This window comes from Serratia sp. PAMC26656 (assembly GCF_016469055.2).
Lineage (GTDB): Bacteria > Pseudomonadota > Gammaproteobacteria > Enterobacterales > Enterobacteriaceae > Serratia > Serratia plymuthica.
Genome location: NZ_CP150486.1, coordinates 2,576,998 through 2,598,381, shown reverse-complemented (window position 1 = coordinate 2,598,381; position 21,384 = coordinate 2,576,998). Strand labels below are relative to the sequence as shown.

Sequence of the window (21,384 nt, the reverse complement as noted above, 5' to 3'; positions counted from 1 at the left end):
ACGCAGACTATATTGCATTAAAAATTACCGTTTAGGATAAAATTACCAACGGCAGGTTCCACCATTATAACTACCAGACCTTTTTTCCGATGCGTTCTGCGTCCCTTTTCCGCCGCCATTGCCGATACAGGAAGACAAGCCGCCGATTGAGCCTGAGACTAGCCCGCCCGCAATCGCACGGGCACTGCCGGCAATAGCCCCGCCAACACCGCCGCCAAATACGGCAAGGCCTAGAGCCCATGCGCATTCAGAGCTTATTCCGGGGGATGAATTGGGCACGAAACCGTTAGCCTGTCCACCATAGTTAGTCGATGTTCCGTTGCCGTAGCAGCCTTTTTACTGCGGGTATCCACGCTGCTTTCGCCACCGCCGCCAATCATATCTATTTCTGATTTTGTTAATATTCCCATAACTCCCGCCAACGCCATTTATGATGTTTTTTACAAGCCACATATCTAATCCGCCTGCTAATTATATAAACACAAAAAACAACCAAGTCAACAATAAACAAAGGCTAAATAAAATAACGCCACATCAATTAAAGGTATAACTTAATTAAATCATCAAAATATTGTTTATACTTTCACTTAACATCAACAACTAAAAAACCACCCCAATTAATTAAATGAACAACCAAGATAAAAACTGAATTCATCACGGAAAGCGATTCGACTTATGTCACTGAACGCCAAACAATCTCAATATTCAGGATTAATAACCCGATAAAGAAAAGACGGCGAAACAGCGGCGGGCGGCAATGGCGGCGCGCAAGCTGGCGCCGTTGCCGTTGCCGTTGCAACGGCGGGTGGCGTTCCTGCAGTGGCCATAACGCCGCTAATGGCTGCCCGGATTGGCGCGCAGCCTGGCTACCTGAGCTTCTACCTCTCGCCATGCCGGTTTTTGCCCGGCATAGCGTTGACGCAGGTAATTCACCAGATCCGCCACCTGCCGATCGGAGAAGCTGTCCTTGAAGCCCGGCATAAAGCCCAGATCGGCGGTGGCCGGTTTGGCAATACCTTGCAGGATCACTTTGATCAGGTTGTCCGGCCGATCGCTGAAAATATTGGTGTTATTGGCCAAATCGGGACTGACGCCAAACAGCTGCGGGCCACCGCTGGCGGCGCTATGGCAAGCCTGGCAAGCGCCCTGGAACAGACGTTCGCCGGCCTGTTTCGCCTGCGCAGATTGCAGACTTCCGGCTAGCTGTACCTGCGGCTCCACGTTTAACGTTGTCGGGGTGCTCAGGGAGATAAGATAGCCGGCCATCGCCCGCACGTCCGACTCCGGTAGCGTAGCCAGTTCGCTGACCACCGGCCCCATCGGCCCGGCCGCCACGCCGTGTTCGGCGGAATGACCGCTGCTCAGATACCGGAAGAGCTGTTCTTCGCTCCAGGGTTTTTCCGCATTGGCCAGTTGGTTCAACGCCGGCGCTTCCCAGCCGTCCACCATCGCCCCTGCCAGGAAACCGGTGCCGCCCTTTTCCGCCCCCATCAGGTTACGCGGCGAATGGCAGGCGGCGCAGTGGCCCAACCCGTTGACCAGATAAGATCCGCGATTCCACTGCGCCGTTTGCGTAGGGTCTGGCTGGTACTCGCCCTGGCGTAGAAACAGTGCATTCCAGCCGGCCATCAGCGGGCGCAGATTAAACGGGAAACGCATTTGGTTAGCCGGGTTGCTTTGCGTAACCGCCGGTTGCGACATCATGTAGGCATACAGCGCTTGCATGTCGCCGTCGGTCATTTTGCTGAACGACGTATAAGGAAACGCCGGATACAGATGGCGACCGTCGCGGCTGATGCCCTGGCGCATCGCGCGGTCGAACGCGGTAAACGACCAGTTGCCGATGCCGGTTGCCACATCCGGGGTGATATTGGTGCTGTACAGGGTACCGAACGGAGTTTCCATCGCCAGGCCTCCGGTGTTGGTCGCGCCTTCTGAGGCGGTATGGCAGACCGCGCAATCCCCGATGGCGGCCAACTGACGCCCACGTTCCAGGGTCGCGACCGACCAGGTGCCTGCGCCCGGCGTGGCAACAGGTGCAATCGCCGTACGCCACGGCAATGCCGTAGCCGCGACACCCAACAGGGCGCCGACAATACCGACCGCGCCGCCGAACCACCATTTGCTGCGCCGGGGTTTGGCCATCGGCGCAGGCTCCTGCCGGGCACTATCCGGACCGTTCAACGCCTCGCGCAGCCGATCGGAGGTGATCGGCAATTCGCGAAAGCGAATGCCGGTGGCGTCAAACACCGCGTTGGCGATGGCCGCCGCGCTAGGTACCGAAGCGGACTCACCGGCGCCCAGCGGCGGATCGTACGGTCTCGGCATCATCACCACGTCGACCTCCGGCACCTCCGGGAAGGTCAATATCGGGTAAGCGCCCCATTCCTTGCTGGAAATCGTCGATTCTTCGAAGGTGACGCGCTCTTTCAATACCCGGCTGGTCGACTGGATGACGTTGCCGTGGATCTGGTGACGCACCCCGTCCGGATTGACCATCATGCCGGCGTCGTGCCCCACCACGATGCGCGTGACCGCCACTTCGCCGCTGGCCTTGTCGATCGCCACGTCGGCGACCCAGGCCGCCCAGGCGGCGCCAAAGCCGGGAAACTTGCTGTGTATATAGCGCGCATAAGCGAAACCGCGCCCGCGCAGCACGCCGTCTTCCGCCGGTGTCTGCATCGGTTCGGTATGCGGCGTCCAGCCGGCGCGTTCAGCGGTGCTGCGCATCAGGTCGGTGGCACGCTCATCGTTGATGTAGCGCAACCGGTACTCCAGCGGATCGACGCCGGCGGCGTTAGCCAGTTCGTCGATATAAGACTCGTGCGCGAAGGTATTCGGCAACGCCGACACGCCGCGCATCCAGGAGGCGCGCACGATTGGCGCCATATCCTCAATGCTGACGCGCAGCGCCGGGTATTCATAAGGCGGCACCGAGGTGCGGTCGCCCATTTCATAAGCCGCAGGCACGGGTTCAACCCTGCCGGTCAGCAGCAGTGCCAGCGTCGGCGCGCCATTTGAGGGGTAATAGGTGCGAAAGTCATAGGCGGCGGGATGGCCTGCGGCGTCCAGCCCGCCATCGACCTCCATCAACTGTGCAGTGCCCTTCGGTTCCCACAGGTGTTCCTGCTCGCGCGTCAATTGTACCCGCACCGGGCGGCCCACCGCCCGCGACAATAACGCCGCATCGGCGCACACGTCGTCGGCGCAGTTGCGGCCATAACAACCGGCGGCCTCCATGCGGATAATGTCAATCTGCGCTTCCGGGTATTCCAGCAGCCAGGCGAGGTCGGCGCGCAGCAGGTGCGGATTTTGAGTGCCGGACCAGACCCGCAGTTGCTGCGGCTGATAGTCCGCCAGTGCGCAAGAGGGGCCGATAGAGGCATGCAACTGGTACGGCCATAGATAGGTGCGGGTGAAACGCCGATCGGCGGACGCCAGCGCCGCATCGACGTTGCCGGTGTCATGCACCACCCGCGTCGAATGCGGATTATCGCGCAGTGCCTGCGCCACGTCGGTCATCTGCGGCAGGTTGCGCCGCCAATCCTTCCAGCTCACCTGCAGCGCCTGCGCCGCCTTGATCGCCTGCTCCTCGCGCTCGGCGACGATGCCGATAAAGTCCCCGATCACCACCAGCTTGACGATGCCGGGAATAGCGGCGATCGACTGCTCATCCACCTCCAGCAGGCTGGTGCCGACGAACTCACCGCTGTCATAACCGGCGTACGGCGGTCGGACCACCCGGCCATGCAGCATATTCGGCAGGCGCATGTCGTGCACATAGGTGGTTTCGCCGGTCGCCTTGGCCGGAATATCGACCCGCGCAGTGCTGGTGCCCACCAGCCGGTATTCGGCCTGCGGTTTGAGCGGCGCATCGCCGGAAATCGGTAACTCGACATGCACGCCCGCCACCAACTCGCCATAGGTCAACGTCTGCCCTTGCGGATCGACAATAGCGCCGTCACGCAACGTCAGTTGATCTACCGTGCGGTTAAAACGCTGCGCCGCCTGTTGCAGCAGCCAGCGCCGTGCCTCGGCGGCCGCATTGCGCAGCGGCACGGCGGAAATTTGCAGCGTGGCGCTGGCGATGGTCGCCCCCTGGTTTGGCGTACTTTCGGTATCGCCCAGCACCATGCAGACCTGTTCCATCCGCAGATACAGTTCTTCGGCGACGATCTGTCCCAGCGCGGTGCGCACTCCGGTGCCGAGATCGACATGGCCGTTAAAGGCGTAGACCTCACCGCTGTCGCAAATGGCGATAAACAGCCCCTGCTCCTTGGGCTTCAGGGTAGGCGTTTGGCCTTTCGGCACCAGGCCCGGCGGCGGCTGGATCTGATCGATAACCAGTAGCGTGCCGTTACGTTGCAGTAATTCGGCTTGGCTCGGCAATGAGAAACGGGCGTCAGACATGCGGGTTTTCCTCACTGCGGCAGAGAATAATGGCGCGCTGAACCGCACGCAGGATTTCGATGTGGGTGCCGCAACGGCACAGATTGCCGGACAGCGCCTGGCGGATTTCGCCGTCGCTCGGCGAAGGGTTGCGATCCAGCAAGGCTTTGGTGGTCATGATCATGCCGTTCAGGCAATAACCGCACTGCGCGGCCTGCTCTTCAATAAATGCGCGCTGCACCGGGTGCAGGTGATCACGATCCCCCAGCCCTTCCAGCGTGGTGATCGCCCTATCGGCCACGCCCAGCGCAGGGATCACACAGGAACGTGCGGCAATGCCGTCAACCAGCACGGTACAGGCGCCACATTCGCCGAGGCCGCAACCGTATTTCGGGCCGTTTAGCGCCAGATCGTTACGCAACACCAACAGCAGCGGCGTATCCGTCATGACCTGGGTATGAATACTTTTTCCGTTCACCGACAGCAGCAGCGGGTGCTCCGTCAGCATTTTCACCGCCCCCTCCCTGGACGTCGGCACTTCAGATATCGCCATTCTCGCGTCTCCGCCTGCGTTCCGGTTATACCCGTCATCTTTCAAGCCGCAGCGTTGTTACCTGCACTTGCTTATCCCCAGTCACTTACCGGAGTAAGCTCCTGGGGATAAGCAAGCTGGGCGCCTGGCTGCAACTTGAAAGCTATAGGGTATGTATTGTGGGCCGTGACCTCGCCGCAGGCCACTCACCGGACAACCGCAGTTACGGGGAGCGAATTAGCCTGGCGGCTGGTCTTCCAGCATTTTATTGAGCAGGAACATCAAGGCTACACGTTCGGCCGGATTGAGCGTGCCGAAGGTTAATTCCGTGATCTTCGCCGCATGCGGCACCGTTGCCGCCAACAGCGCAGCGCCGGTGTCGGTCAACCCGACCACCACTTTGCGTCGGTCTATCGGATCCGGCATGACGGTGATCAACTCACGCGCCTTGAGGCGCTCGACGATGCCGCGAATGGTGGCCTGATCGACCGCCGTCACCTGCACCAGTTCGGTCAATGAGCTAGGCCCCATGTCGCGCACCGCGCACAGGGTAATAAACTGTACGGCGGTCAGTTGCGAATCGCCGACGTTCTGCTGGAATATCGCCACGTGACGTTGATAAACCTTGCGCAGCAGGTGCCCGACTTGTTCAGTAAAATGATAGTTTTCGGCTTTGCCGTCATCGGCGGCCGAGTCTTCGGGGGGCGTCATTGCGTTACTCTCACCATCTATGGAAACTACCGAGAATAGTACAAACCCCCACGGTTAACAGCAACGGTTAACCCTGGCGCACCCGCGATGCCTCCGGCGCGACCACTTCCCCTTCAGCCACGACCGTCTGGCCATCCAGGCTGATGTCGCAGCGACGCAGCGCAATATCCATGTGGCACGGCGTTTTTCGCGTGCCGCCGACTTCGGTATTCGGCCCGGTGGAGAACAGGAAGTTGCCGTAAAATGCGCGCGCATCCATACACATGCCGTCGTTTTTGTCGTGCAGGCCCATTGCCGTCCACTGGGCGCGCGGCTGCAGGCCCCAACCAATATGCGAGATGCCGTACACGTCCGGATCTTTGAAATACTTCATGTATTCGCGCAGGTATTCCGCCTCGAAACCACCGTGAATACGCGTCACGAAGCCTTTCTCAATCTCCAACGTAATGCGTTCACGGGCATAGCTTTTAAACGGCAGCAGGATATCGCCGATGTCCAGCACCAGCACTCCCTCCGCCTGCTCTTCATTCGGCCAGGTAAACAGAAAACCGCTCGGCCAGTGATCCCAACGCCCCGGCTCGTCGGCATAACCGTATTCGGTCACCGTCGGGTATTGCCCCAAGGGTGCGCGAAAATCGCTGCCGGCGGCGGATGTCACCCGCATCAGCGTCGCCTTCTCCAGCACCGCCGCCGCCGCCAACACCCGCGCCTTGTCCTCTGAGGTAGGCAACATCCGTGCCAATACCTCCGGCGGCTCCACCGCCAAAAGAATGCGCGTGCCGGTTTTCAATATTTGCTCCTGCTCCGGCGAATGCAGCAACATCATGGTGTCGACGATCAAATCGGCGGCTTCCAGCGCACGCTGCGCGGCAGGGTTGCCGGTCAGCGCCGTGTCGCCGCAGTAGGCGGTCATGTCATTGCCCATAGCCCGCGGATGGTTGAACGAGGGGAGCTCCACCGCATACACCTTGGCCCCCAACCGCAGCGCGGCATCGGTGGAGGCGCGTACCGTACGCGCATCGGAATAGTGGCTTTTCAGGATGGCTACGCTCTGCGAAGCATCCACTTTCGACAACGTAAGCACCTGCTCGAACAGTTGTACCAGCTGACTCTCATTGACCGCCATGGCGTATCTCCTGTTGCGCTAATGAATGACCGACGCACTCGGCGTCAGCGAGGTTATTTTGCACAAATTAAAGCGAACACACTCTTTTAATCATCTAAGCCCAAAATTCAACGAGAAGCAAGTCGCTAACGCCACCCATAAGTAAATCCTATTTCATGCCCATAACAGGCTGTGATTAACATGAGTTTACCAGCAAGTTGCTGCCCGTTAGCGTGAGCGAGATCTAAATTAACACTTATGCAACTTTGCTATATTTAGCGTATACACTATAAATTACTCGTCCGACATTGCTGCGGACAACGCCTAAAAAGACCAACAGTCAGGGGAAAAATGATGAGCAAACAACAGCGCATTGCCGTGGTCGGCGCAGGTCTGGGTGGCGCCGCCGCCGCCGGTCTGCTGCAAAAAGCCGGCTTTACCGTCGATTTGTATGAGCAAAGCCCGGTGTTTTCACGCCTCGGTGCCGGTATCCATATGGGACCGAACGTACTGAAGATTTTCCGCCGCCTCGGCATCGAACAGCCGCTGGAGCAAATGGCTTCGCACCCGGATTTCTGGTTCAGCCGCGATGCCGAAAGCGGCGATTATCTGTCGCGCATTGAATTGGGGGCATTTGCCCGCAAAGAGTACGGCGCGGCATACGTTACCGTGCATCGTGGCGATTTGCAGGCGTTGCAGATGGCAGCTCTGCAACCGGGCAGCGTGCACTTTGGCAAATGCCTGAGCAAGATTGAGGATCGCGGCGACGACGTGGTGTTGAATTTCGCCGACGGCACCAGCGCCACCGCCGATATCGTGATTGGCGCCGACGGCATCAATTCACGCATTCGCGAACACTTGTTGGGCGTCGAAGCGCCAACCTACAGCGGCTGGGTGGCCCACCGTGCACTGATCCGCGGCGAGAAACTGGCCAAATACAATTTGAGCTTCGAAGACTGCGTGAAGTGGTGGTCGGCGGATCGCCATCTGATGGTCTATTACACCACGCAAAAACGCGACGAATACTATTACGTCAGCGGCGTACCCCACCCGGCGTGGGATTTCCAGGGCAGCTTCATCGACAGCAGCCGCGAAGAAATGTACGAAACCTTCGCCGGTTATCACCCGATCGTGCAAGCGCTGATCGAGTCCAGCGAGCAGGTCACCAAATGGCCGCTGCTGAACCGCAAACCGCTGCCGCTGTGGAGCGAAGGCCGCATGGTGTTGCTCGGCGACGCCTGCCACCCCATGAAACCGCATATGGCGCAGGGTGCGGCGATGGCGATCGAAGATGCCGCCATGCTGGCACGCTGCCTGCAGGAAACCGGCCTGACCGACTACCGCACCGCCTTCCAGCTGTATGAAGCCAACCGCAAAGAGCGCGCCTCCCGCGTGCAGGCAGTGTCCAACGCCAATACTTTCCTGCGCACTCAGGAAGATCCGGCCTGGGTGTACGGCTATGACCTGTACGCGCAGGCGCTGAAATCGGAGAACGCCGCATGAGCCGCCTCCTGTATGGCGCCAACGTGCAGGCCAACGGCATTCGCCAGCACTATCTGCGCTACGGCGGCCAGGGCCCGGCGCTGATCCTGATCCCCGGCATCACCAGCCCGGCGATCACCTGGGGGTTCGTCGCCGAACGGCTGGGTGAAAGATACGACACCTACGTGCTGGACGTGCGCGGGCGCGGTCTGTCTTCCAGCGGCCCGGAGTTGGCCTATGACGCCGAAACCTGCGCGCAGGACGTCAACGCTTTCGCCACCGCGCTGAAGCTGGACAGCTATTCGCTGATCGGCCACTCCATGGGCGCGCGTTTTGCCCTGCGCGCTGCGGTGCTGCAACCAGCCGGCGTGCGCCGGTTAGTTCTGGTCGATCCGCCGGTTTCCGGCCCCGGCCGCCGCGACTATCCCGGTAAATGGCCGTGGTACGTCGATTCCATCCGCCAGTCGCTATCGGGAATGGATGCCGAGCAGATGCGCGCCTACTGCCCGGCCTGGAGCGAGGAGCAGCGGCAGTTGCGCGCCGAATGGCTGCACACCTGCTATGAACCGGCCATTCAACGTGCCTATGAAGATTTCCATCAGGTAGACAGCCACCGCGATTATCCCGACCTGAGCATGCCGACGCTGCTGATGGTCGCGGGCTTGGGCGGAGTGATATTGCCGGAAGACGAGGTGGAGATCCGCAGGTTACAACCGGAAATCACCCTCGCGCACGTAGCAAACGCCGGGCATATGATCCCGTGGGACGACTTTGACGGTTTCTTCCACGCCCTGGGCGATTTTCTGGATTAACTGAGGAGCATTTTCCATGACCAAAAATTACCGTATCGGCCAGATCGTACCCAGTTCCAACACCACGATGGAAACCGAAATTCCGGCGATGTTGACCGCCCGCCAGTTGATCCGCCCGGAGCGTTTTACCTTTCACTCCAGCCGCATGCGCATGAAGCATGTGAGCAAGGCGGAACTGGCGGCGATGGACGCCGAATCAGACCGCTGCGCGCTGGAGCTTTCCGACGCGCAGGTCGACGTGCTCGGCTATGCCTGCCTGGTGGCGATCATGTCTATGGGGCTGGGCTATCATCGCGAGTCCCAGGCCCGGCTGGCAAAGGTTACGCAGGACAACAACGCCGCCGCGCCGGTGATCAGCAGCGCCGGTGCGCTGGTCAGTGGCCTGAAAGTGCTCGGCGCCAAACGCATCGCGCTGGTGGCGCCCTACATGAAACCGCTGACCCAAATGGTGGTGGACTACATCGAACACGAGGGCATTGAGGTCAAGGTGTGGCGCGCGCTGGAAATCCCGGACAACCTGGCGGTGGGCCGCCACGATCCGGCCAAACTGCCGGGTATTGTCGCCGAGATGGACCTGAGCGGCGTGGATGCCATAGTGCTGTCCGCCTGCGTGCAAATGCCGTCTTTACCTGCGGTATCCACCGTTGAAGCGCAAACCGGCAAGCCGGTGCTGACCGCCGCCATCGCCACCACCTACGCCATGCTGACCGCGCTGGAGCTGGAGCCGATCGTTCCCGGCGCCGGCGCCCTGCTGTCCGGCGCCTATTAAGGAGGAAAAATGGCATCCGCAGCCGATAACTCTCTGATCGATAACTACAGCGGCGTTTGGGGCAATCGCATCGGTTTCGGCCGTCGCCCGGCGCTGCTGGTGATCGACTTTATGCAGGCTTATACCACCGAGGGCGCACCGCTGTTCGCCCCCGGCGTGGTCAGCGCAGTCGACGAAAGCATGGCGCTGCTGGCCACCGCACGCCAGGTGAGAATTCCGGTGATCCACACCAATATCCGCTATCATGCGGGGCATTTTGCCGATGGCGGCATCTGGGTGAAAAAAGCGCCGGTGATGAAAGACATGGTCGAGGGCAATCCGCTGGCGGCGTTCTGCCCCCAGGTTGCGCCGTTAGCGACCGAGGTGGTGTTGACCAAACAATACGCCAGCGCCTTTTTCGGCACTTCGCTTGCACCTATGTTGGTGGCGCTCGGCATCGATACCCTGCTGCTGGCCGGTTGTTCCACCAGCGGCTGTATCCGCGCCAGCGCGGTGGACGCCGTGCAACACGGATTTCGCACTATCGTGGTGCGCGAATGCGTGGGCGACCGCCACGCCGGCCCGCACGAAGCCAACCTGTTCGACATCGACAGCAAATACGGCGACGTAGTGAGCAAACAGGAGGCGATCGGCTATTTAACCCTGTTGTAGACCCAAAGGCTTCACCTGCACGGAAAGCAGAACAATAAAGAAGGCGCGGAAAGCGCCTCAAAAGCAAGCACACAACACACCTCCTCCGGAGGCCACTATGCACCACCTGGAGACATCATCATGGCCATTGTTGAAACCCCGTTAGCGGGGAAAGCGGGAACAGAATCGCTGCTGTACCGCAAAATCACCTGGAAGCTGATCCCGTTTCTCTGCCTGTGTTATCTGGCCGCTTACCTTGACCGCATTAACGTCGGGCTGGCCAAGCTGCAGATGGCCGATCAACTGCAATTGAGCGAAGCCGCCTTTGGGCTGGGCGCCGGGCTGTTTTTTGTCGGTTATATTCTGTTTGAGGTGCCGAGCAACCTGATCCTGCAGCGCGTCGGCGCCAAAGTGTGGATTGCCCGCATCATGATCACCTGGGGCCTGCTTTCCGCCGGCACCCTGTTCGTCACTACCCCGAATCAGTTTTACGCCATCCGTTTTTTGCTTGGCGTGGCGGAAGCCGGCTTCCTGCCCGGCGTGCTCTATTACCTGACGTTATGGTTCCCCACCTATCGTCGTGGCCGCATCATTGCGCTGTTCATGATCGGCCTGCCGCTGTCGAGCGTGATCGGCGGCCCGCTCTCCGGCTGGATCATGGGGCATTTCGATATGCGTCACGGGCTGCATGGCTGGCAATGGCTGTTCTTGCTGGAGGGCATTCCCAGCGTGCTGCTGGGCGTGCTCACTTTCTGGGTGCTGCCCAATAATTATCGGCAGGCAAAATGGTTAACCGAGGGCGAGAAAAAACGCATTGAGCAGGATCTGGCGCATGACGATGCCGAAGCCGGCCACAGCAAGCACAGCTTCCGCGACGGTTTCTTTAACCTCAAGGTGTGGATGTTGGGCGGCATTGATTTCTCAATCCTGCTCAGCGCCTATGCGATGGGGTTCTGGATGCCGACCTTTATCAAAACCGCCGGGGTCACCGACATTACCACCATCGGCATGCTGACCGCGCTGCCGAGCGTCGCCGCCCTGCTGGGCATGCTGCTGATTGGCACCAGCTCCGACCGCATGCGCGAGCGCCGCTGGCACATCATAGTGCCGTTTATCGTCGGTGCGATGGCGATGGCCGGCAGCACCTTCTTCACCCATAACGTGATCGCCACGGTGCTGTTGTTCTCCATCGCCCAGGCGGCAATCATCGGCGCGGTGCCGGTGTTCTTCAGCCTGCCGGCCACTTTCTTGCGCGGCACGGCGGCGGCAACCGGCTTTGCGCTGGCCTGTTCGCTGGCGAATATCGCCGGGTTAGTGAGTAACTCGCTGATGGGGTTGGCGTTGGATCTGACCGGTAAAAGCGGCGGCGCGCTGTGGGCCTTCGCCGGTTGTCTGCTGCTCAGTTCGCTGCTGGTGATCGCTCTGCCGGCCAAGGTGGTTAATCGCTGAGAGGGTTGGGCGCGGGTTTCCGCGCCCCTGTTCGTCGGACAGACATCACAATATTTTATTCGTCTTTCAGCCCGCGGTTAATCAGCATCGGCTCGATGCTGGGCTCTTTGCCGCGCCAGTCGACATACAGTTTTTCCAGATCCTGGCTGTTGCCGCGCGACAGCACCCTGTCGCGGAAACGCTGGCCGTTCTCCGCCGTCAGGCCGCCGTGCTCGGTGAACCACTGGAAGGCGTCATCCGCCAGCATTTCTGTCCACAGATAGGCGTAGTAACCGGCGGCATAACCGTTGCCCCAGATATGTTTGAAGTAGCTGGAGCGATAGCGCGGCGGCACATAGCTGAGATCGATTTTATCCTTCAGCAGCGATTCGGCTTCGAACTTGTCCACGTCCTGTTGCGGTTGATCCGCGCTCAGCATGTGCCAGTGCATGTCCAGCAGCGCGGCAGACAGCAGCTCGGTCATGTCATAACCTTTGTTGAACTTATCGGCTTTTTTGATTTTGTCGACCAGTGCCTGCGGCATGGCTTCGCCGGTTTTGTAGTGCTTGGCGAAGTGCGCAAAGACTTTGGGATCGCTGGCCCAGTGTTCATTGAACTGTGAGGGGAACTCAACAAAGTCGCGCGCGGTATTGGTGCCGGACAGGCTCGGATACTCCTGATCGGCAAACATGCCGTGCAACGCATGGCCGAACTCGTGGAACAGGGTGATCACGTCGTCGTACGACAGCAGCGCAGGCTGGCCCGGTGCCGGTTTGGTGAAGTTGGCGACGTTGTAGATCACCGGTTTGGTGCCCTTCAGCTTCGACTGTTCAACGAAGTTGCTCATCCAGGCGCCGCCGCCCTTGTTGTCGCGCTTAAAGAAGTCGGTATAGAACAGCGCCAGCGATTTGCCGTCTTTATCGAAGACTTCATACACGCGTACGTCCGGTTGGTAGACCGGGATGTCCTTGCGTTCCTTAAAGCTGATGCCGTACAGCAGGTTGGCGGCATAGAACACGCCATTGTTCAGCACGTTATCCAGTTCGAAATAAGGTTTGATCTGCGACTCATCCAGATCGTATTTCGCCTTGCGCACCTGCTCGGCGTAGAACTGCCAGTCCCAGGCTTCAACCTTGAAATCGCCTTTTTGCTGATCAATCACCGCCTGAATGTCTTTGGCTTCACGTTCGGCACGTGCGGTGGCCGCCGGAACGATATTGCGCATAAAACTCAGCGCCGCATCCGGGGTTTTGGCCATCTGGTTTTGCAGTTTCCAGGCGGCATAGTTCGGGAAGCCCAGCAGTTTGGCCTGCTCGGCGCGCACCTTGGCCAGGCGGGCGATAGTCTGCCGGGTGTCGTTGCCGTCGCCCTTTTCCGCCCGGCTCCACGAAGCGTCAAACAGTGCCTTGCGGGTATCCCTGTCTTTCAGGCTCTGCAACTCCGGCTGCTGAGTGGTATTTTGCAACACCAGCAACCACTGTTTGTCCAGCTTGCGCTCGCCGGCCGCCTGAGCCGCCGCTGCCAGTTCGCTTTCCGACAGGCCGTCCAGCTTGCCTTTATCGGCTATCGCCAGCGCGCCGTCTTTGGTCGCTGCCAACAGTTTGTTGGAGAACTGGGTGCTCAGCGTCGCCGCTTCCTGATTCAGCGCTTTCAGCCTGGTTTTATCGGCATCGGACAGGTTGGCCCCCGCCAGCTCGAAGTTCTTGTACGTCACTTCCACCAAACGACGCGATTCCGCGTCCAGCTTCAGCGCATCGCGCTGCTGATAAATCGCCTTGATGCGCGCGAACAGCTTGCTGTTAAGCATGATGGCGTCTTCGAGCGCCGCGAGTTTCGGCGAGCTTTCCTCATCCAACTTTTGCAGCGCGTCGCTGGTGTTGGCCGAGGTCATGGCGCCAAACACGTTCATCACCCGCGTCAACAGCGCACCGGCCTGCTCCAGCGCCACAAAGGTATTTTTAAAATCGGGCTTGGCCGGGTTATTGGCGATCTTCTCCACCTCTTCCAGCTTTTGCTTGATGCCGGCGTCGATAGCCGGGGCGTAGTCGCTTTCTTTGATCAGATTGAACGGCGGCGCCTGGAATGGCAGACGGCTCTGATAGAAGAACGGGTTCTGGTTCTTTTTGTTCTCGTGCTGGTTGGCTTCTCCGGTCACGTTAGCCTCCTTCGCCTGACCGCTTGGCAACGCGCTATGGCTCGCGTGCGGGTTGGTTTCTTCTGCCTGTGCCTGCGAGCTCAGCGCCATGCCGATCGCCAGCACCAATGTAGATAAACGCATCAAATCGAAACTCCTCCATGTTCACAGAATAAAGTGCAAAGGGACCCCAGTCCCCAGACCACATTCTAGCTTAGGCGCAGTTGGCAGTTTGAGCAAAAACAAGTGATTAGAATGGCGTATCCCGTTACAGGATACCGTGTTGCTGATTGCGGTCTGGACTCTATCGGCTTTACATGAAGGATTCCGTCAAACAGGTAACCACTCTGCAAGGGCTATTCGATTTCTGTGCCTACCTTTCCTCTCAACATTATCGATTTTTTGAAATCACGCCGCTCATGTATTGATTTAAATCACGCAGATCCTGAATCCGCCAAGAGAACGGCGGTAGCTTTACCCCATTCTCTCGCAAAGTTTTGGGAATCAAGTCTCCATTTGGACGAAGTATTATCGACGATACAATAACGCCCGGATAATCATTGAGCCGTTCTTTGAACGCGGGGGTTGTCAGATCAGGTGGAGGCGGGTTGGTTTTATCAGCCAATGGCCCCGTGCCTTTGAGATCGGTTCCGTGGCACATAGTACATCTCTGTGAATAGATGTTTTTCCCATTGGCATTATCCGCGAAGGAGAATGATGCTTGCATTAACGATAAAGCGCCTAGCGAAGCGATGAATAACACTTTCATTTCCATGTGACCTTGTTATGTGAATCAAACCTGAATCGAGAACAAACCCCGGCGGCGCCACTGCAACACTTCATTCTCACGATAACATTTGAAGCGAGATTGTTCATTAGCAATGTGCTCGCGCCCACGAGAAGCTGGCTGGCTCGCCGACGTTGCCCCACAAGCCCTCAAACCCCGGTCTTCGTTTGCGCGCAACGGCCAGGCATCTGAGGATAAACGCGGTTTATCGCGTTCGGGTGACGGCAGAGCCTCGACGGGGAATCTTGCCTTTTAAAAAAGCATATAGCTCACGGTGGTAGCCTCCTGCTTTATCTTTGCCAGCCCTATTTTGCGCTAAAAAAACCGGCATAAAATGCCGGTTTTAATAGTTTCAATATATTTACATTATTTGGCGTGACTATGAGATTTATTGATTTAGTTTATAAACCCCTGACTGCCATGGTTTTAGCTCGAGTAATGAATCATTCTTTTTCACCACGTTTTTGCTGTTGCTGTCTATAATCACTTTCTCAATGGATAAATTATCCGGTAATTTATATCTCATCATTTGCTCCTTGAAGTTAACAACAACAAGATATTTTTCCGCCCCAAGGCTGCGTGTATAGGCGTAGACCGAATCATTTGCAGGATCCAAATCGGTGTATGTACCATAGGTCAGTGCCGGGATGTCATGCCTTATCTTGATCAACTGACGATAATAGTTAAATACTGAGTCGGGTTGTGTGACTTGACTTACTGCATTGATTTCCTGGTAGTTTGGGTTGACCTTGAACCAAGGTTTTCCGCTCGTGAATCCTGCATTTTTGCTCCCATCCCATTGGAACGGCGTCCGGCTGTTATCCCTGCTCGTCAGGCGTACATTTTGCAAGAACTCGTCGGCTTTGACCTTTCCTGTCTCAACGTAGTCATGCCAAAAACCTTTCACCTCAATATCATCGAATTCATCAATAGCTTTAAACGGGTAATTGGTCATGCCCAATTCTGAACCTTGATAAATAAAAGGTGTTGCTCGTTGAGTCAGCGTCAAGGTTGCAAGCGCTTTAGCCGATGGCTCACGCCATTGTGGGCGATCATCGCCAAAGTGCGAGACAGCGCGCGGATTGTCGTGGTTATCCAAGAAGAAGGCATTCCAACCATATTCTCCTGCAGTACGGTCAACGTTATCGATGATCTGCCGGAATTGCGACAATTTCCAATCTTTTCGACGCCATCTTTGATCAGAGTCTCGATCGAGTCTGATTAAGTCAAAGGTAAATGCAATGTTCAGCTCATCACGGCGGCGATCGAAGAACTTTATCGATTGATCCAAGGGTACGCCAAAGATTTCACCGGCAGTCGCAATGTCGTAATGAGACAAGACCTCTTTATTCATTTCATTGACGTAACGATGAATATTAGGGCCCTTGGTATACTCCGCTGCAAAATTCTTCAGCTGTTGTTGGGTGAGATTTGGGAAATCCGGAATTTTTGAGTAGGTCGCTACCGTATCAAAACGTAAACCAGACACGCCTTTATCTAACCAGAAACGTAACATTGCATAAAGATCTTGACGGACTTTGGGGTTATCCCAGTTTAGGTCAGGCTGTTGTTTAGCAAAATAGTGCAGGTAGTATTGATTGGTCTTTTCATCTTTTTGCCACGCCGAGCCACCAAAGAATGAAGGGTAATTATTAGGCGCCTGCCCTTCTTTAGCATCTTTCCAGAAATAATAGCCGCGATAAGGATTATCCTTACTGCTTTTACTTTTAACAAACCATTCGTTTTGATCGCTGGTGTGGTTGATGACCACATCAATCATCAACCGCATATTCCGTTTTTTCATTTCAGAAATCAGGCGGTCAAAATCCTCCATCGTGCCATATTCTTTCATGATTTTTCGATAATCACGTATATCGTAACCATTATCCGTGTTCGGAGAATCATAATGTGGGTTGATCCAAATGGCATCAATCCCCAAGGCTTTTAGATAGTCTAATTTTTCTATGATGCCGTTAATATCCCCGATACCATCTCCGTTGGTGTCTTTAAAGGAACGCGGATATACCTGATAAAAAACAGCCTCCTTCCACCATTTAGGTATGGTTTTCGACTGTTCGATACTCTTTTCGTTAAGCAAGGGTTGTTGCGTACCGAAGGCTTGCTGGCATGAGATGCATAATGATGTGGTTAGAAAAATCGCTAGTGCAGTTTTCAATCCTTGACGGGGCATTACAATACTCTCCTGTTTCTTATTCGAAAAATAAACCTAATTCAATGTTTCCCCTGACATTTAAATATTTAACTGTTAATTTATTAATTTAATACTGATTAATTTTCAGTATCTAATAGAAGCTTTTCAATTATGTTCCCGAACAATGACTGGGTAAAGTAAATATAAGGCATTGACATTTTTTAAGTGATATTCGTTTTAAATCAGCTGTTTTTTAGCATACTTTGCTAAACCGTGTTAGCAAGAGGGCTACGAACGCTCTAAACCACTATTAATTTGCGATAACAAAAAACATTTTCATGTTATCTTGCGGGAAATTCCGTTAATCAACGTGATGATTAGATTGGAAATTATTGCAATTGCCATACAGTAGAAATGTAGCCCCTTCGACCGCTATTTATTCCTCTTCAAATGGTAGTCCACGTGGTATTCATTGGCATTTCTGAATATCACCGAATAGTTGATATAGTCGCCGGTATCACTGTAAGAAAGCGATGTCAGGCGCAGCAGCGGCGTGCCTTCGGCAACGTGCAGTAGCGCGCCGATCGTGCTGTCTGCCAAGATCGGGCTGAAGCTTTCGTAATTCCCTGCGATATTGATATGGCATTCGTCTTCTATATACGAAAACTTTGAACCCTCCAGATGTGCGACTGAGAGGTTGCCAAATAACCTGCCAGGCATGTAACTGTCTTCCAGCACCACAGGCTTCCCTTCCACAAACCTTACGCGACGCGAATAGTAAATGCGTTCATCGGCCTTGATTCGCAGCTGGCTGGCGATGGCTGGGGGGGCTCCCATCATTCGAAACTCCAGCACCTCGCTCACCGTGGGGCGGCCCAGTTCTTTCATCAGTTCTGAAAACCCCATCAGCCCACGAGTTTCATGTTGGAGATCTTTCTGCGCGACGAAGGTTCCGCTGCCGTGACAGCGACGTACCAGCCCCCATTCAATCAGTAAATTTACCGCTTTGCGGAGTGTCATCCTCGATACAGAAAATTCGGCAGCCAGACGTTTCTCACTGGGTAAAGCATCGCCGATAGCAAAATCAGCAGAATTGATACGTATTCTCAGACGTTCAGCAAGCGTTTTGTAGATCACTTGAAGACCTCTTTATCCCTAAATGAATCCTGATAACCGCGCAACAAAAAGAGGTTACCGCACTGTAAAACCTGAAATTTATTTGGCTATTCCTCTGGCTATTTTTTCCTTGATCACTTTAATGTATACAAATCGCCATAAAAGTAGACCACTTCACCGAAGGAGAAAACATGAATGCGATCACAAAATGATTAATAGTTTTGCGACCTTTTTTTTCAAAGTCCCTACTCTTTGAATGGAAAATAAAATCAGTTAAAACGAAATAATAAAAAATCTGACCCGGAAAAATATGAGGAGTATTTATGCTCAGTCAAATTCAACGTTTTGGTGGTGCAATGTTTACACCTGTGTTGCTGTTTCCGTTTGCGGGAATGGTGGTGGGCATTGCAATCATGCTTCAGAATCCTATGTTTCTCGGGGATTCACTCACCGCACCTGGCAGTCTTTTCGCACAAATTGTTCATATTATAGAAGAAGGTGGTTGGACTGTTTTCCGCAACATGCCACTGATTTTCGCGGTCGGCCTGCCCATCGGGCTGGCGAAACATGCACAAGGTCGCGCCTGCCTGGCGGCACTGGTTAGCTTTATGACCTGGAATTATTTAATTAACGCAATGGGATTAACATGGGGTGATTATTTTGGCGTTGATTTTAACGTTGATCCCGGAGGACACAGCGGACTGACGATGATCGCCGGAATTAAAACTATCGATACCAGTATTATTGGTGCAATTATCATTTCAGGCATCGTCACCTCAATACACAATCATTTATTTGATAAACAACTTCCTGTATTCCTCGGTATTTTTCAGGGCAGCTCCTTCGTGGTCATCGTCGGATTTCTGTTGATGATCCCTTGCGCGTGGCTGACGCTGCTGGTGTGGCCGAAAGTGCAGGCCGGCATTCTCTCGATGCAACACTTTATGTTGATCTCCGGTTCTCTCGGCGTATGGGTGTATACCTTCCTGGAACGCATTCTGATCCCTACCGGATTGCATCACTTCATCTATGGCCCGTTTATCTTCGGTCCGGCAGCTGTCGAAGGCGGAATTCAGGTTTACTGGGCACAGCACTTGCAGGTATTCAGCGAGAGCACAGAGCCGCTGAAAGTCTTATTCCCGCAAGGCGGATTCGCGCTGCAAGGTAACTCGAAAGTTTTCGGATCGGTCGGTATTGCGATGGCGATCTACGCCACCGCCGCACCGGAAAATCGCGTCAAGGTGGCAGGGCTGTTGATCCCGGCGACGCTGACCGCCTTACTTGTCGGTATTACCGAACCCCTTGAGTTCACCTTTCTCTTCATCTCACCACTGCTGTTTGCCATACATGCGTTACTCGCCGCCACAGTGGCGACGCTGATGTACATGGCAGGCGTGGTCGGCAACATGGGCGGTGGGCTACTGGACCAGTTCCTGCCGCAAAACTGGATCCCGATGTATCACAATCACGCCTCGATGATGTTCACCCAGATTGCTATCGGGCTGGTATTCACCGGCATCTGGTTCCTGGTATTCCGCACGCTAATCCTGCGTCTTAACCTGAAAACACCGGGGCGTGAAGATAGCGAAATCAAACTCTACAGTAAGGCTGACTATCAGGCGCAGAAAAATCCGTCGGGCCGCACCAGCGACATCCCGGCCCCCTCTTCAGCACACGCCCAGGCGGTGGGTTATCTACATGCACTCGGCGGCAACGGCAATATTGTCAACCTCAACAACTGCGCGACGCGGCTGCGTATCACGCTCGGCGACATGACGCTGACGCAGAGTGACGACATCTTCAAAGCCTTGGGCGCACATGGCGTGGTACGGCGCGGCAACGGCATTCAGATCATCGTGGGCCTGCACGTTCCTCAGGTTAGGGACCAGATAGAAACGCTGATGAAGCAAGATGCTTTCACACCATCATCCATATCCGGGGCGAGTTCCCCGACAAAAACATCCATTACGGAGGCAGTATGAAGAAGAAATTCTCAGTAGTCGTGGCTGGCGGCGGCAGCACATTTACACCTGGTATCGTATTGATGTTACTGGCGAATCTGGAAAGATTCCCGCTGCGTTCCATCAAGTTTTATGACAACGATGGCGCACGTCAGGAAATTGTGGCCGAAGCGTGCAAGGTGATCCTCAAAGAGCAGGCGCCGGACATTGAATTCGGCTATACCACAGATCCGAAAACGGCCTTTAGCGATGTCGATTTTGTCATGGCGCATATCCGTGTCGGTAAATATCCGATGCGCGAAAAAGACGAAAAAATCCCCCTGCGTCATGGTGTCGTAGGACAGGAAACCTGTGGACCTGGCGGTATCGCTTACGGCATGCGCTCCATCGGCGGCGTACTGGAAATCGTCGATTACATGGAGAAATATTCCCCGGACGCCTGGATGCTGAATTACTCGAATCCGGCCGCAATTGTGGCGGAAGCGACGCGCCGTTTACGCCCGAGTTCCAAGATCCTCAACATCTGCGATATGCCGATCGGCATTGAAGGGCGCATGGCGCAGATTGTCGGGCTGAAATCGCGTAAAGAAATGCAGGTGCGTTATTACGGACTGAATCACTTTGGCTGGTGGACGTCGATTGAAGATTTGCAGGGTAACGATCTGATGCCCAAAATCCGCGAACATGTGGCTAAACACGGCTATGTACCGCCAACCGACGAGCCGGGTGTTGAGGCCAGTTGGAATGATACATTCGCCAAAGCGAAAGATGTCTGGGCGTTAGATCCGTCTACGTTCCCGAACACCTACCTGAAATATTACCTGTTCCCGGACTATGTCGTGGCGCATTCCAATCCGGAACATACCCGCGCCAATGAGGTGATGGAGCACCGAGAAAAACACGTTTTCAGTTCCTGCGCTGCGATTACCAAGGCGGGGAAATCTTCCGCCGGCGAACTGGAGATTGATGAACACGCGTCTTACATCGTTGACCTGGCAACCGCCATCGCATTCAACACTCAGGCAAGAATGTTGCTGATTGTGCCGAATCAGGGCGCCATCAACAATTTTGATCCGGAAGCGATGGTTGAAATTCCGTGTCTCGTCGGTAGCAACGGGCCGGAACCGCTGACTGTCGGTAAGATCCCGTTGTTCCAGCAGGGATTGATGAGCCAGCAGGTGGCGGTTGAAAAACTGGTGGTCGAAGCCTGGATTGAGAAGTCCTATCTGAAACTGTGGCAGGCGATAACGCTCTCGAAAACCGTGCCGAGTGCTTCCGTCGCTAAAGCCATTCTGGACGATCTGCTCGAAGCCAATAAAGACTACTGGCCAGAACTGAAGTGATTTGACGATTCTTACCTGTGGCGGCGCAACCTT

General features: G+C 55.5%; 15 protein-coding genes. 7 read left to right on the top strand and 8 right to left on the bottom strand.

Features of this window, described 5'->3' with window-relative positions:
* Positions 1 to 834 precede the first annotated feature (834 nt).
* From JEM67_RS13270 to JEM67_RS13255, 4 genes are all read right to left on the bottom strand, one after another.
* A complete protein-coding gene (locus tag JEM67_RS13270; protein ID WP_199639310.1) occupies positions 835 to 4,410 on the bottom strand; it encodes a molybdopterin cofactor-binding domain-containing protein in 3,576 nt (1,191 codons plus the stop codon).
* Positions 4,403 to 4,942 carry a (2Fe-2S)-binding protein gene (locus tag JEM67_RS13265; RefSeq protein WP_013812797.1) on the bottom strand — a complete coding sequence of 180 codons (540 nt, stop codon included), beginning with the start codon at positions 4,940 to 4,942 and terminating at the stop codon, positions 4,403 to 4,405. Before JEM67_RS13265 ends, JEM67_RS13270 begins: the two co-directional genes overlap by 8 nt.
* 216 nt (positions 4,943 to 5,158) lie before the next feature.
* On the bottom strand, positions 5,159 to 5,632 hold the full coding sequence (locus JEM67_RS13260; protein WP_199639308.1) for a MarR family winged helix-turn-helix transcriptional regulator: 474 nt from the start codon (positions 5,630 to 5,632) through the stop codon (positions 5,159 to 5,161).
* Positions 5,633 to 5,699: 67 nt separating this feature from the next.
* Positions 5,700 to 6,758, bottom strand: a complete 1,059-nt coding sequence (locus tag JEM67_RS13255; RefSeq protein WP_199639306.1) for a 2,5-dihydroxypyridine 5,6-dioxygenase — start codon at positions 6,756 to 6,758, stop codon at positions 5,700 to 5,702.
* A 330-nt stretch (positions 6,759 to 7,088) separates the two neighbouring features.
* Between JEM67_RS13255 and JEM67_RS13250 the strand changes: the two genes are divergently transcribed.
* The 5 genes from JEM67_RS13250 (at position 7,089) to JEM67_RS13230 (ending at position 11,879) form a co-directional block, all read left to right on the top strand.
* Complete coding sequence (locus JEM67_RS13250; RefSeq protein WP_037432839.1) at positions 7,089 to 8,240, top strand: FAD-dependent monooxygenase; 1,152 nt, start codon at positions 7,089 to 7,091, stop codon at positions 8,238 to 8,240.
* The gene (locus JEM67_RS13245) at positions 8,237 to 9,031 is read left to right on the top strand and encodes an alpha/beta hydrolase (protein WP_199639304.1); all 795 of its coding nucleotides are present in this window, start codon (positions 8,237 to 8,239) and stop codon (positions 9,029 to 9,031) included. The genes JEM67_RS13250 and JEM67_RS13245 overlap by 4 nt, the downstream gene beginning before the upstream one ends.
* A 67-nt stretch (positions 9,032 to 9,098) precedes the next feature.
* Positions 9,099 to 9,800, top strand: coding sequence for a maleate cis-trans isomerase family protein (locus JEM67_RS13240; RefSeq protein WP_172458736.1), 702 nt, complete (start codon positions 9,099 to 9,101; stop codon positions 9,798 to 9,800).
* A gap of 9 nt (positions 9,801 to 9,809) precedes the next feature.
* Positions 9,810 to 10,451, top strand: a complete 642-nt coding sequence (locus tag JEM67_RS13235) for an N-carbamoylsarcosine amidohydrolase (RefSeq protein ID WP_013812791.1) — start codon at positions 9,810 to 9,812, stop codon at positions 10,449 to 10,451.
* A 120-nt stretch (positions 10,452 to 10,571) separates the two neighbouring features.
* Positions 10,572 to 11,879: an MFS transporter gene (locus tag JEM67_RS13230; RefSeq protein WP_199639302.1), complete on the top strand. Its 1,308-nt coding sequence runs from the start codon at positions 10,572 to 10,574 to the stop codon at positions 11,877 to 11,879.
* 55 nt (positions 11,880 to 11,934) lie between these two features.
* Here JEM67_RS13230 and dcp read toward each other — a convergent pair whose 3' ends face one another.
* From dcp to JEM67_RS13210, 4 genes are all read right to left on the bottom strand, one after another.
* Positions 11,935 to 14,136: a peptidyl-dipeptidase Dcp gene (gene dcp, locus JEM67_RS13225; RefSeq protein ID WP_199639300.1), complete on the bottom strand. Its 2,202-nt coding sequence runs from the start codon at positions 14,134 to 14,136 to the stop codon at positions 11,935 to 11,937.
* A 247-nt stretch (positions 14,137 to 14,383) separates the two neighbouring features.
* On the bottom strand, positions 14,384 to 14,761 hold the full coding sequence (locus JEM67_RS13220; RefSeq protein ID WP_426406357.1) for a c-type cytochrome: 378 nt from the start codon (positions 14,759 to 14,761) through the stop codon (positions 14,384 to 14,386).
* A gap of 406 nt (positions 14,762 to 15,167) precedes the next feature.
* The gene (locus JEM67_RS13215) at positions 15,168 to 16,970 is read right to left on the bottom strand and encodes a glycoside hydrolase family 13 protein (RefSeq protein ID WP_199639296.1); all 1,803 of its coding nucleotides are present in this window, start codon (positions 16,968 to 16,970) and stop codon (positions 15,168 to 15,170) included.
* Positions 16,971 to 17,363: 393 nt separating this feature from the next.
* Positions 17,364 to 18,068, bottom strand: a complete 705-nt coding sequence (locus JEM67_RS13210) for a GntR family transcriptional regulator (protein ID WP_013812786.1) — start codon at positions 18,066 to 18,068, stop codon at positions 17,364 to 17,366.
* Between the two features lie 302 nt (positions 18,069 to 18,370).
* Here JEM67_RS13210 and JEM67_RS13205 point away from each other — a divergent pair, with 302 nt between their 5' ends.
* Positions 18,371 to 20,029 (top strand): alpha-glucoside-specific PTS transporter subunit IIBC, encoded by a 1,659-nt coding sequence (locus tag JEM67_RS13205; RefSeq protein WP_199639293.1) that lies wholly within the window; start codon positions 18,371 to 18,373, stop codon positions 20,027 to 20,029.
* Positions 20,026 to 21,351 (top strand): 6-phospho-alpha-glucosidase, encoded by a 1,326-nt coding sequence (locus JEM67_RS13200; protein ID WP_199639291.1) that lies wholly within the window; start codon positions 20,026 to 20,028, stop codon positions 21,349 to 21,351. Before JEM67_RS13205 ends, JEM67_RS13200 begins: the two co-directional genes overlap by 4 nt.
* Positions 21,352 to 21,384: the final 33 nt, after the last annotated feature.